The sequence below is a fragment of the Zobellia uliginosa genome (assembly GCF_900156625.1).
Classification (GTDB): Bacteria; Bacteroidota; Bacteroidia; order Flavobacteriales; family Flavobacteriaceae; genus Zobellia; species Zobellia uliginosa.
In genome coordinates, this window is sequence record NZ_FTOB01000002.1 from 385,396 (window position 1) to 399,773 (window position 14,378).

At 44.5% G+C, this 14,378-nt stretch carries 7 protein-coding genes; 1 reads left to right on the forward strand and 6 read right to left on the reverse strand.

Annotated features, from left to right (window positions below; all coding sequences use genetic code 11):
- Positions 1-6: 6 nt before the first annotated feature.
- Entirely contained in the window at positions 7-3,114 is a 3,108-nt protein-coding gene (locus BW980_RS06335; protein WP_076454095.1) for a SusC/RagA family TonB-linked outer membrane protein, read from the reverse strand.
- A gap of 386 nt (positions 3,115-3,500) precedes the next feature.
- Here BW980_RS06335 and BW980_RS06340 point away from each other — a divergent pair, with 386 nt between their 5' ends.
- Positions 3,501-4,517, forward strand: a complete 1,017-nt coding sequence (locus tag BW980_RS06340; protein ID WP_076454096.1) for a GntR family transcriptional regulator — start codon at positions 3,501-3,503, stop codon at positions 4,515-4,517.
- An 8-nt stretch (positions 4,518-4,525) separates the two neighbouring features.
- Here BW980_RS06340 and BW980_RS06345 read toward each other — a convergent pair whose 3' ends face one another.
- From BW980_RS06345 to BW980_RS06365, 5 genes are all read right to left on the reverse strand, one after another.
- Entirely contained in the window at positions 4,526-5,968 is a 1,443-nt protein-coding gene (locus BW980_RS06345; RefSeq protein ID WP_076454097.1) for a carbon starvation CstA family protein, read from the reverse strand.
- Positions 5,969-5,991: 23 nt separating this feature from the next.
- Complete coding sequence (locus BW980_RS06350) at positions 5,992-7,110, reverse strand: hypothetical protein (protein ID WP_076454098.1); 1,119 nt, start codon at positions 7,108-7,110, stop codon at positions 5,992-5,994.
- Positions 7,107-8,900, reverse strand: coding sequence for an FAD-dependent oxidoreductase (locus BW980_RS06355; RefSeq protein ID WP_076454099.1), 1,794 nt, complete (start codon positions 8,898-8,900; stop codon positions 7,107-7,109). Before BW980_RS06355 ends, BW980_RS06350 begins: the two co-directional genes overlap by 4 nt.
- A gap of 242 nt (positions 8,901-9,142) precedes the next feature.
- Entirely contained in the window at positions 9,143-12,058 is a 2,916-nt protein-coding gene (locus BW980_RS06360; RefSeq protein WP_076454100.1) for a glycoside hydrolase family 2 protein, read from the reverse strand.
- 36 nt (positions 12,059-12,094) lie between these two features.
- Positions 12,095-14,356 carry a DUF7133 domain-containing protein gene (locus tag BW980_RS06365; protein ID WP_083690385.1) on the reverse strand — a complete coding sequence of 754 codons (2,262 nt, stop codon included), beginning with the start codon at positions 14,354-14,356 and terminating at the stop codon, positions 12,095-12,097.
- Positions 14,357-14,378: the final 22 nt, after the last annotated feature.

Sequence of the window (14,378 nt, forward strand, 5' to 3'; positions counted from 1 at the left end):
ATGCGATTAGAATGTTACGTTAAGGCCCATTGTAAAAACCTTGGTTACAGGGTAAAAACTACCTTGTGAAAATTGTGGGGTCAATGGGTCTATACCTTCTGGCATATTGTCCCAAGTGGCTAGGTTTTGACCGGACACATAGATTCGAGCGGCGGAAATACTGAACTTGTCGATCAGGTCATAGGGTAATTTATACCCGAGGGTTACGTTTCTTAACCTTACATAGGAGGCATCGTGCATCCAGGTTTCGTTCACTCGCCAGTTCGGGTGTGAACTTCCTGGGGTTAACCTTGGATATTCTGCACTTGTATTATTTGGAGTCCAATAATCACCTTGCCATTCTTGGATTTTACCGGCATTGTAGAAAGCCCAACCAGCATCTCCTTCCAAGACCACATCTCTTCCTCCGGCACCTAACAAGGAAACCGAAAGATCAAGACCTTTGTAAGCGGAAAATAGCTCAAGTCCCCAGTTTTCAGTAGTAATATTGCTACCTATAATGGTTCGGTCATCATTGGTAATCAAGCCATCGGGAACGCCTTCCGGACCCGAAATATCGGAATATTTGATGTCACCCGCTTGAATGGCCCCAAAACCTGGTGTAGGCAAGGAAGCGTTGAGGTTTCCATCTACGTCAAAATCACTTTCTTGATATAGTCCATCTACTTTAAGTCCGTATATAGCACCTATTTCTTCGCCAACCCTATTTATTGTATTTCCTGGAGGCAATTGGTCCAATCCTCCCAAATCTTTGATTTCATTATCAAAACCGGAATAGTTAAGATTGATGCCATATCTGAAATCCTCACCGATCATATCGTTCCATCCAATAGAAATGTCATAACCTGTGTTCCATACTTCACCGGCATTTTGAACCGGAGCGTCAAGACCAACCGAAGTAGGAATGGTAACCCCTAACAAAATATCCTTGGTTTTACGTACGTAGTACTCACCGGTTACTGAAAGTTTACTGTTTAAAAGTTTAGCGTCAAAACCTATGTTCTGGGTTTCTCCGGTTTCCCAACGCAATTGTGAGTTGGCCAGTACAGTTTGGGCGCCACCTACAACAGGTGTACCACCGATAACGGCATTGGCGTTACCCAACCCGAACAATGAGGTATATGGAAAGTTTACTTCTTGTGCCACGGCAGAACCATCGGAACCTTGAATTACATCCCCATTATTGTCCGTTTGATTATTGGAGTAGATGAACTGGTTGCCTAATTGCCCCCATGAAGCCCTAAATTTTAGAAAATTAAGAGTTTCGTTGTCCTGTAAAAATTTCTCTTCGGAAACTACCCATCCCACGGAAAACGAAGGAAATGTAGCTGAACGGAAACCCTCGGCAAATCGTGAGGAAGCATCCCTTCTCACATTGGCCTCAAGAAGATATTTGTCTTTATAAGAGTAGTTGATTCTTCCAAAAACGGATTCTAAACCATTAAGTGTAGAACTACCACTGTTTAATTGTGTATCCGGTAAACCGTTATCCAATCCGCGGAATTCATCCAAAACAAACCCTCTTCTGCTGGCCGTCCATACTTCTGAATTGAATTTTAAAAATTCATAGCCACCTAAGACAGAGATGTCGTGATCACCGAATTTCTTGCCCCAGTTGGCTACGGCATTAAAGTTATCTTGAAACGTGGTAAAGGTCTCTTTGAACAAAGAGCTTTCGCCAACACCACCGCCAACTGTTGTAATGGCAGGTCCGCCAGAACCTTCGTAATAGGTATATCCTGCTCTAAAATCATCTCTGTCCCTGTCAAAAAATTGAGGGGCATAGGTAGCCGAAACGGAGAAATTATTGAAAGGACGGTAAGTTACCTTTGCCAAGGCCCTAAAGTAATTTGATATGGTTTCGTCCTTAGCGCTGGAATTTGCAAGGGCAATTGGGTTACTTCCCCCAAAACCTGAACCATAGGTTCCGTCATCATTAAACGCTATAAATAAAGGTTGCAAACGATAAGCCGAACGGGTAAGGTTGTTTAGTCTTGCTGGCTGACTTTTTATCTCTCTTCTGAAGTTAAGGTCAAAAGCAAGGTCTAACTTTTTACTTAAAGCATAATCCAGATTAAACCTGCCGTTATATCTTTTGAAATTGAAGTTGGCCACGTTACCCTCTTGATCGGTATAGGATATAGAACTTGATACTTTTAATTTTTCCGAACCACCACGAACGGAAAGACTGTGGTATTGCTGTAAAGCGGCAGAGTTAAAAAGAAGATCGACCCAATCCGTATCCGGTAAGGCTTCCGTACCTACACCGTTACCCGAACGGTATTGGTTTAAGGTTTCTTCTGAAAATGCGCCTGGCTCTGCACTGTTAAAGGCCTCCATATAGCCTAAGGCATCCATGAACTTTAAGTTTTGTGCTACGCTTTGTATTCCAACATAAGTATTATAGGAAGTGCTTATTTTCCCCTCTTTACCTCTTTTGGTAGTAATAAGGATTACCCCATTTGCAGCACGTGAACCGTATATGGCCGCTGCCGAGGCATCTTTTAGAACGGAAATGGATTCAATGTCACTGGGATCTAATCCGTTGATGTCGTCAGGAATACCATCGACCAAAATCAAGGGGTTGTTTTTGGCGCCATTGCCTAAAGTTCCCACCCCGCGAATACGAATGGCAGCACCGTCTGAGCCTGGTTGGCCACTAGATTGGGTGGCTGTAAGACCGGGAACAAGACCAGCTAATGCCTGCGAGGCCTGGGCAACGGGTTGCTTAGTTATTTCCTCGGCCTTTACGGTTTCTACCGATCCGGTAAGGTTGACCGCCTTTTGTGTTCCATAACCTACTACGACGACCTCATCGAGTTGTGAGGCTTCTTCGGCCATGGTTATGTTGAGGGATGTTTCACCGTTAACGGTTTGTTCAACGGTTCCATAACCGATTGAACTAAAAACAAGGGTTGCCCCTTCTTGGGTTTCAATGCTGAAGTTTCCATCGAAGTCGGCCACAACTCCGTTGGTCGTTCCCTTTTCAACAATGTTGGCAGCGGGTATAGGGATACCCTGTTCATCGCTTACGGTACCTGAGACCGTAATTTGTGCCGATATCTCGCAAAGCGCGAATATCGATAGGAGAAAAAATAAGACCGCTTTTTTCATAAGCTTTAGTTTTAGTTGAGAGGTGAATAGTGAGTTATTTAGGGTCGACCATACTAGATTACAAGTCTAGTCTGGTCTAGTCCGTTAACAAATAAATAACATTAATCTAAGTTTGCCAAATCTTTTTTTGTGAAATGTGGATTTTAAGGGTCTTACAATTGTAAAACTCTCATATTTAATAGATTTAATAAGAGTTTTCCTTATCACTTTGTCTTAAGTGGAAGATGTGTGAAGGGGGCGATTTGAGTTAGGATGTGCAGTTTTAACCTTGATTTTTTGAAAATAGATTGTATTTTTCAGGAAAATTCAAAGACATACCAATACGGACTAGGGCATTTTTAGTTTTAGTATTTTTGTCGTCATTCCGTTCCACCAAGAAACAATAAATGGTAAAACTTAGTATCGAAAAGAACTCGAAGAAGCCTAAATACCTTTTGCTTGCCGATAGTATTACGTCACAGATCGAACAGAAGCAGTTGGTACTGGACGAAAGGTTGCCATCGGTGAACAAGCTCTCCGCACATTTTAATTTCAGTCGGGAAACGGTTTTTAAGGCATTGAACCATTTGAGTGAAAAGGGAATCGTTCGGGCGGTCGACAAAATCGGTTATTTTGTGAACGATCTTTCGGTAGAGACCGAGTACAAGGTGTTTTTTATGCTCGATAAGTTTACACCTTTTAAAGAGGACCTATACAATTCGCTTATTTCAAACTTGGGCGAGAACGTAAAGGTCAGACTTTATTTCCATCACCAAAACATTGAGATTTTTGCGCCTTTGATTTTAGATAACCTGAAGAATTACACGCATTTTGTGATAACCACCTATATCAAGGATTCTAAATCGGTTCAAAAGGTATTGAACAAGATACCGCCGGAAAAGTTAATCATTCTTGATAAATACGAACCTAATGTCAACAATGGATGCGGTATGGTCTTTCAAGATTTTGAAAACGATATTTTCAATCTATTGAAAGAACATATTGAATTGGTCAAAAAATATCAAAGATTGGTGCTTTTCAACCGTAAGAATGCACCCCATGGTGATTTTGTCCAAAAAGGTTTTGAGCGGTTCTGTTCGGATTACAATTTTAAGGGCAATGTATACGACAATTTTTCTCCCGATTATTTTGAAAAGGGAAGTCTGTATATAACCATTGATGCCTATGACCGTGATATGGTAGAGATCATAAAACTCGCGCGTAAATCAAAGTGGAAGCTCGGTAAGGAAATCGGACTCATAAGCTATAACGATACCAGTACCAAGGAGATTTTAGATGGGGGTATTTCGGTAATCAGCACCGATTTTAAGAAAATGGGAGAGGAGGCCGCCAAAATGATATTGGAGGGCCGAAGGGAACGAAAGGGCAATGAAACCAAATTGATTTTAAGAAGCTCGTTCTAACACTCCGATTACATCAGCTGCGCAAATACTTTCTTGCGCTGGACGGCATAATACCAAAAAAGCAGCGAGATTATTAAGGTAAGGATGCCGCCGCCCATATAGGCCAAGTCATTGTTCAACTGAAAGCCTTCCGGGGCGATAAGAATGTAGGTGGTACATACCATTGTCATAAAAAGGGCCGGTATGAGGGTAATCCAAAACATCTTTCGTTCGTAGATCAAATAAGCGGTAATCGTCCATAGGACAACTGTGGCCAAGGTCTGGTTACTCCAGGCAAAATACCTCCATATTATCCCGAAATCGATTTGGGTAAGGGCAAAAGCGATGATGAAAAGGGGGACACTGATATAGAGCCTGTTCTTGATTTTCTTTTGGTCGTTCTTGAAAATGTCCGATAAAATCAGCCTTGCCGAGCGAAAAGCGGTATCACCAGATGTAATAGGGGCCGCTACAATGCCCAATAAGGCCAAAATGCCGCCTATCTGCCCCAACATATTCAGTGATATTTCATTGGCCGCCCAAGCTGCGTTATTTCCGTTGGCCAACATGGCTTCATTGAGTCCGCCTACATTTCCGAAAAAGGTCATGGCCGCTGCTGCCCATATAAGGGCCACCACGCCTTCGGTAATCATTGTACCGAAAAAGATTTTTCGGCCCAATCTCTCGTTTTGCATGCAACGTGCCATGAGTGGCGATTGGGTCGCGTGAAAGCCCGATATGGCCCCACAGGCTATGGTTACAAAAAGTATGGGAAAAAGCGGGGTTGCTTCGGGGTCGGTGGTCATGTTCCTTAAGTTGGCAGGCGTCAGTTCTGGAATCTGGTAATCACCGAAAAATAGGGCAATGAGCAAACCTAGGGCCATTAAAAGCATGGCAATACCGAAAACGGGATAAAGTTTGCCTATCATTTTATCGATGGGCAGGAGGGTGGATAAAATGTAATAGACGAGAATTATACCTACCCAAACCCAAAGGTTCCACATATTACCGGTCATGCCGTCTATGATCTTTGCCGGCCCCATTAGAAAAACGGTACCTACAAAAATCAAAAGTATCACCGTGAAAAAGCGCATGATATGTTTCATTTTAGGTCCCAAGTAAATTCCAACGATTTCACTTATGCTTAATCCGTTATGGCGAACGGAGAGCATGCCCGAAAAATAATCGTGGACGGCTCCTGCAAAAATACTTCCCAGTACGATCCACAGAAAGGCGGCAGGACCGAACATGGCTCCTGCAATGGCCCCGAAAATGGGACCTAGGCCAGCGATATTCAAAAATTGGATAAGAAAGATGCGCCAAGCGGGCAGGGGCATAAAATCAATATCGTCACGTAAGCGTATTGCCGGGGTTTCCCTTTTTGTATCGATACCAAAGATGTTTTCCACCAATTTTCCATAGGTGTAATATCCGATAACCAACACAGCAATAGCAATAACGAACGATATCATAAAGTAAGGGTTTAAGGGGGCGACTAGCTGTAATCTTCTAAAAATTGAACAACAATATAGGCATTCTTCTCTTTAGATGAAGCGGCAAAGCGCCGTAGGTTTTCCAATATTTTCGCAGATAATGACTTTTTATTTTCCAAATGTGACAAAAACTTGAGAAGCTGGTTTTTGGTCAATACACCCAATTGTGTCGAAATCGCGGTTACCGTAGCTTCCGAAGCGGTATCGATATGTTGCAAGAGGAGACTTCGGGTGTTGATGTCAATATGCGGTAGGGCATCCCAAAAGGGCTGCATGGTCGAAGGCGATTGGACGAACATATCGGCCATGTTTTTAATGATGAAGGACCGAACCAAGGGAATTCCCGATTTAAAAAGCTCGGAAATTCTAGGGAAATTGGCCTTATATTGGCCTTGGTCAAGGTTTTCCAAGGCGTACATCTGGTAATTGGTATGGGCACTGTTGAGCATACGAAGCAACATATCTTCATTTTGTTGCCCGAGCGTATATGCTTTTAGTTCTTCCTTAATTTTGCCGTGGACCAAATGCCAGGCCACATAACAGGAGTAGAGTGCGCCCGACACAACCGATTCTTTTACCTCTTTCACCGTTGCGCCCGACAAGGCATCGACACCTTCTATCGTAGAGGGCTTCGGTTTGGTAACCAGTTCATCGATGGCCCTTCTCTTTAAAATGGAATTATGGTCTTGAAGCAATTCGTGCAGCTTCCAGTAATCGGTGAATAAAAACTCGTCATGGTCGTGCTTGGTCAGTGGTTCTTCAACAGAGCGGTCAAATCCGGCATAATCGCCCAAGAGCGTCCAGTATAAGGTAATATGCATCAGTTTACAGTCGCCATCGGCACAGACGGGAGTAACAATGTTGGAGGAATACAGTACCGGGGCGCGGTCTTTGTTACGGAGTATGTTTATTTTTTGGGCCCCGACCGAATCTACCATTATGCTCATAGGCGTTTGCGAAATATCGAGTACGGTGCCTTCTTCCCAGTTTAAGACGAAAAACTCCGGACTGGTATCCAGAGTTGTTCTTTTGGAATTATTGGGAAATGCGATAGCCGATCCGAATTGCGCTTCACACAGATAGGATACAAGCAAGAGGAAGACTAAGGCAATCGGTCTCATTTTTTAGAGGTAGGGATTTTTTCATATTTCTGCTCCTCGATCAAATTCAGGTATTCGTCTAAATAACCGGTGTATATATCACGGGGCATAACCTCGTATTTTTTACATAGGGAGGCCGCATAGCCTACGGCCGCACCCATCTGTCCCGTGGTAAGCATAACCCTCGGTCCACCGAGTCCCGCATGCGAGCAACTGAAATTACGTCCGGCCATAAACAGGTTCTTGATGTTTTTTGAATACAGGCTTCGGTAAGGAATGTAGTATTGTGGTCCTCTATAGAAAAGGGCTTCGGAAATGAAATCTGGATTTTTTTCGTCTTCCAAGACCGTTTGGTAATGCACGTCTACCGCTCGTTTTTCGATAACCACACCATCGGGAAATTTGCGTCCTTCCTTGGCATCGTTAAACGTAAAGATATGGTCGCCCACCAATCGTCTTGATTCGCGCTTCCCGACCAGGTAAGAAACCCATTCCAGCCTTCGGTTTTTGTTGACCTCGTCTTTTTTGGCGTTGGAAAACGAACCATATATGGCACGAAGCATATGGTCACGAATTTCTTCGGCATCGTCAATTTGGCTTAGGTCGTTTCGGCTAAACTCCCACTGCCATTCGCCATTGACCTCGGCATAGTCTTTTGCTACCGGCATGGCCCAAGGTACTTCCGGAAAGCTCTGGGGCGTATCGGTATCGGTAGACCCCCAAAGTACGGAAGAGCCCATGACGGCGTTATCGGCTTCCTTTGGACTCCATAGTTCGCCATGTTCTTCCCAGTGTTCTCCGTAAGTATCGACACTTTCCCGACCGTACGAGAATTCGGCACCTGCCCAGAAACCGATCCAACCATCACCGGTAGAATCGACAAAATAGGGGGCCGTAAACCGTTTTCTTTCCCCTGTAAAGGTTTGTCTGGCGTCTACGTATTTTATACTGTTGTCTTCGGATATGGCATCATAGGCCCGCCAGTTCAGAAATAAGTCGATGTTCTCGTAACTCTTAACGTTCTGATCTCTTTTTTGTTGGTCGAACTTGGCCTCTGCCGATCCATTGGGATAATGTTTGGTATCAATTTTTGTTAGGATCCGCTCAAAATTACCGTAAATGCCCTCGGTGTGTACCCGAATTTCTTCACTGGCATTTCCGCCTAAGACAGGACGGTCATGAATTAAGGCAACTTTCAGTCCTTGTTCGGCTCCTGCTATGGCCGCCGCACAACCTGCCAGTCCGCCTCCCACAACGACTAGATCATAGGTTTTTAAGTCTTCGGGCGCATTGGGTTCGGCGGTAATTTCTTGACGCCAAGCGGTCAATTTTTTTAAGGAAGAGGGGGGCGTGTTTTTTTTGGTCGAAAAATAGATGGCATCGCAACGTCCGTTAAATCCCGTAAGATCTTGAAGTTCAATGTGAGTGGCCTGTTTTTTATTGATTTTGGCCTGTCCGGCGTACTGCCATCCCCAACCGGAGCGGGTTCCTAAAACCGTATCGAGCACGGTTTGGTTTACCTTTAATTGAAATCTTCCGGGGGCTTCCCATTCGCCGGGGACCCAATTCATGGTACGTACCCATATATGATAGGTGCCCGATTTTTTGAAATTAACCTTTGTAGATGCATTTTCTACAGGTTTGCCCATGCCGTGCGCATTGAGATAGGGAGAGCCCATTTGCTCCACGAATTGCGGATCTACGACCCAACCGCCAGGGTTGTCAAAACTTTCTGCTTCAACAAGCATATCTTGTGATAGGGCGTAAAATGAGCTGAAGATTACACATAAAAAGGTCAATACATTTTTCATAGCGTGAATATTAAATCAGGTACGGCACTATCCTTTTTAAAAATCTAGTACGGTCTGGTATGGTTTCGGTAAATATATAAAATTATTTTTAATATAAATATCGGGGGGATAATAAGTGATGTTAATAGGTTTTATGGGAGGAATTTAAGGATTTGATAGTTTAGGCAAAAAGGAGGCTATATTCATAAAAAAATCCCCTCGGCATAACCGAAGGGATTTTTGGAAAGTTTAAGTCTTATTTTTTAATGCCATTCGCTCAAAATAAAACTATTGAGCCAAACCGCTTTTTGGTCCGTGCCTTTAAAAACGAGGCGTACCTTGTTTTTTCCATCCGATTCAAAATAGATTTCAGTAGGTTGAAACGGCGTGGTCTGCATGGTTTCTCCTTCCGTAACCGTAATGTTCGATAAGGTAGAGGTACCGTTCGCATCACTCACTGTAATCCCGATTTCTTTGGCATAAGGAATCTTATATATTTTATAAGTGGCCATTTTTTCTTGATTGGGGTCCATACTATCGGTATTGGTCCTTGGGGCATGATGCACCGTATTCAATTTGTACCTTCCTTTTCTTAGACCCGAAAATTCTAGGGTGAGACCTTCCTTAGATACGCCCAAGACACCTTCGCCATGTGCAAAACCGTACTTTCCGATAACATTTATTTCGCCCAACCAACGGGTCGAATTTGCATTGCCGTTACTTTGAACCGTAGCGGAAAAACCTCCGAATTCTTTGAACTCTTTGGTTGATGGGGCATTATCCTTCCCGTTCCAGGGCGTCCAATCGAACTGAACCAACTGTTCTTCGCCCCCTAGATCTACACGAAGCGTTTCAAAATCATATATCGGCTGTGCATTTGCGGCAATGACATCAAAATCGGCTTTTTGGGTTGTTACCCTTGCACTAGCTGATTTTAAGCCTTTTGCCTTGGCCGTTATGGTAATGTTACCGGGCGTGTTACCGGCCCGTATCAATACGGGTGCCACACCGTACTCCGTAGGCATGGGGTTGGAACCGATACCTTCCTTATCGCCAATGATTTCGGCATCGCCCTTTATCGAGAACTCAACGGCTAGGTCGGCGTCGACAAGCAGGGTACCATTTTTATCTACAACTTTGGCGTAGGCTACAAGGATATCGGAACCATCGGCAACAAATTTACGTCCTTCAGTATCCGGCTCAAGTACAATTTTATAAGCGGATTCGGGGGTCTGGGTAGTTTCCGAAACCACTACTTTTCCTTCAATCAGGCCATTTGCGGTCAGTTTGCCTTTTTCGTATTTGGGAATGGAAAATACGAACGGGGCATGTTTGAGGTATTTGTACTTATCGGCTTGGGAAGGATGTTGTGTTGCTATGGTCTTACCGTTCACTTTTAATTCCACTTTTTCAGAATTGCTGAAGACTACGACTTCCTTGGTACCTTCTTTCCAGTCGGTGGCGATATGTAGATAAGGGTAGTCGGTCAGTTCGGCAGGGTACCAAGCCAAGTTCTCCTCGGGCCTTGGATAACGAAAGGCCGTCATAAACCCACCGCGGCTCCTGTTTTTTGGGGTTTTGGTAGGATGGAAGGTATAATAGGCGTGGGCCGTCCACGAAATGAGTCCCAGTTTCATAGGGTCGTTCATATAGGCATTGACGGCTTCGGGGCCACGACGACCTTCCATGGCCAGAACGGGTTCATCACCACTCCAATAATAGGGACCATAGACCATTTGGCCATAAATATCGGTCAGGCCCGAAGTTTGCCAACCTGTCCATCGGCTACTTTGCGAAGCGGTATATCTGAACGGATCTTCTTGTTTAATGACGTTATGGGCCCTAGGCACATAGCCCCTATGGTTGATACCGGCTCCCCAAATAAATACAGAGGTGTGGTTTCTATGGTTCCTGACCATGGTTCTGGCCGCTTTTTCATAATTGTCGAACCACGCTTCGTTACCGATTGACATCCACGTCGGGGCTTCCTCATATACCAACATACCGAGTTCGTCACAGGCTTCGAGCAAAGAATTGTCATGCGGGTAATGGGCGGTACGGATCACGTTCATACCTAACTTCTTCAATTGAAGAATGTCTTTATAATGTAAAGAATTGGGCATGGCATCACCTATAAATCCATAGTGTTGGTGCAAATTGGTACCAATGAGTTTTATGGGCTTTCCATTGAGGACGACACCGTCATGGTTGTTCATTTCAATTTTACGGAAGCCCGTTTTAACTTCGGCTTGGTCTACGGCCTGATCATCGTCAAAAACCAAAGTGTTTACACGGTACAAATTGGGTTCGTCGGTAGACCATAGTTTTAAATTGTCTTCTATACTTCCTATAAGATTAAACTGAACGTCAGCTCCGCTAGGAATCGTTTTGGTCTGCTTCAACTTTAATACAACCAGTCCCTTGTCATCTATAAGCCTGTTGACTACCGTGGTCTTTTTAGATTGGCCACTTTCATTACGGACCGTTGTTTTGATATTGATCGTAGCATTAAGGTTTACCGGATCTACGGTCGGGGTGGTAATATACTGGCCCGCATTTTCGGCTTCCCAGTTAAAGGTAATGTGGAGCGGATTGGTCTCGACCAAATACACATCACGGTATAGGCCGGCAAACTTGATATAGTCCATAGGCCCTGGATCTGGCGGAACGTCTTCGCGTCTACGGTTATCGGCCAAAACCGTAACAAGGTTCTTTTCCCCTCGATTTACAAAATCGGTAATATCAAAGTGGAAAGGGGTGTAGCCTCCAACGGCATGCTGACCGATGTGTTTGCCATTGACCCAAACATCGGTTACTTGATGGACGCCTTCAAATTCAAGAAAAACTTTGGCGTTCGCGTTTTTGGAAACTTGAACCTCCTTCCGGTACCATCCTACTTTTCGCATAAAGGTTTTCTGGTACTTATCATCTTGGGCACCGTTCAGGTCCATCGTAGTGAGTTCCAATCCGTGGGGCACGTTAACCGTTTCCCACTTCGAATCGTCCGTGTCCAATGTATAGAAATCGGCATCGGGATCGCCCAAATGGAATTTCCACCCTTGGTTGATATTCAATTTAGAACGGTCCGTTTTTATAAAACCTTCCGGCAAGTTTGCATTTTGCCCCCAAGCCGCTACGGATAAAAATAGCGCACAGAGCATTACTTTAAATGTTTTCATACTATAAATGATCTAAGTGTTTTGAATTAAAAGATTTTACTTCTCTTTTTCCAGTTCTTCGATGGTCCAATAATCCTCACGATTTTTTTGGCTGTTCCGAACATTTCTAACCTGCCAGGCGCCAATACCCTTGGAATCGTTCAAGTGCATTCTGATATAGGTCAATACACTGGCAATGTAGTCGTCGTTTTGTTGTTTCATGCCGACCATGACCCCCGAGTACTCCTTACCGTCAATAGGACCTGTAAGTCCGTTCAGAAGAATTTTTACCGGAATATCCCATTTTTTTGCGGTCACCCTTGGGGAGCCGATCAATGAAGGGGCCATACCTTCAATTCCTTCCCCGTTTTTGCCATGACAAGAGGCACATAGGTTTTTGAAATGGGTATATCCGTTAACTATCCTATTTCGGGTATTGCTACTCTCTAGAACATATTGTTTTTTGATCTGTTCGATTTCCAGGGGAAGTTCTTTTAAGCTTTCCTTACCGATAACCGCTATGGCCTCATTGCTTGGGTGGGCGGCCATAATTTCGGAAATGGTTTCTTTGCCCGCCTTGTCCTTGGCCGACCTCAGGGAGAGTACTACTTGCTGTAGTACCTGGGGTTCATTGTCGTTTTTCAAGGCTTTTACGGCCTCAAGAACGTCTGGGTCTCCAGCAGCCAATAAGGGCTCTCCTACACGTAAGGCCGCCATGCGTACGCGGGCGTCTTTATCTTGTAGGGCTTTGAGTACAAGGACCTTGTCAATGGCATCGAGGCCCTCTAATGTCCAAATGGCGTGGAGCCTTCCTAGGGCATAGTCGGCATTCCCGAACATCGAACCGATAAAGGGGTCGCCTCCGGTAATTATATCCTTTAAATCGGAAACGATAGCCTTGTCTTGTTTGAGTACCAATAGTTTTTGGGCGGTTAGCCGGTACCAGCCGTTCGGATGGTGTAAATAGTCTAATAGTGCATCACTGGATTTGTGTAATAGGTCTTCTTGTTTTGAAGGGGCGATTTGGTCGTGGACCACTCTGTAGATCCGTCCTTTTCCTATGTTCTTGTCAAAGCCTTTTCGTTCTACCACGGGACGTAGAAAGCTACCTTTTCTGACCCAGTTGCCTTCTTGTATGATACCTCGGTACATATCTACCACATACAGGCAACCATCAGGGCCGGTCTGGGTATCCACAGGTCTAAAGTTGGTATCGGTAGAAGCCAGGAATTCGGTTTCACCATAAGGGTTTGACAATACTTTTTTACCGTTTACGATATTCACTTTGGCCCTGCGGATCAAGCGTCCGACAGGTTCCGGAATGAAGAGGTCGCCATACATGGGGAGTTTGTCGCCCAAGAAAATCGATTGTCCGCAGCTAGCCGTAAAATGGTTTAACGTTCCATCTTCGCGCAAGCGGCCAAAACCACCTTGAACGTCGGGTGTTCCGATAATGGGCCATACTTTTTCAAAACCTTCTTCCCATTTTCCTTCCATTTCCAGGGTGCCGTAATAGGGGTGTTGTTGATAGCCTAGGGCGGGAGTCTCGCCACCGGCACTGGAATAATAGATTTGGCCGATTTCATCTTGTGTCATACCCCATTGTCCGGAGGGGGCATCCATGAGGGTGTCGATTTCCATTTCACCTTTGGCAAAACGGTATCGTAGGGAACCATTGGATAGATAAAGATAGTTGTCTAAGCCCCAGATCATGGTAGCGGATTGGTGTTCTAAGTTGGCGTTGTCGCGTTTGTCGTTTTTCAGGATGAGCTTCTTTTCATCGGCCACGTTATCGCCATCGGTATCACGGTAGGTATATAGGCTACGATTGTAGGTTTCCCCTATAATGACTCGGTCATCGAGTGGAAGCAGTATTCGAGGTAGGATCAGGCTATCTACGAATACGGTGCTCTTGTCCATTTTTCCATCGCCATCGAGGTCTTCTAAAACCGAGACCCGGCTCCATGGCTCGTTTTCATCGGTACCGTCTATATCTTGCATATAGGTCAACATTTCGGCCACATAGAGTTTGCCATCGGGGCCCCAAGCAATAGTAACCGGTTCGTTGATCATGGGTTCACTGGCCACGAGTTCCATATGATAGCCTTCGGGCAGGTACATGTTTTTCATGCTTTCTTCGGGAGACATAAAAGTCGATGGGGGATCTTTTACCAATTCGGGTTTGGTATAGATAAGGTCTGCATAGACCGGTTTTTCTTTTTTGCAACTGCTAATCGTCATCATGATGACGATTAGCAGTAAAAAAAGATTACCTCTTTTTATGAGACTTCTTTTAAGGTGGTAGATGGTTTGATACATGTTCTGTTGTTTATTAGTGTAA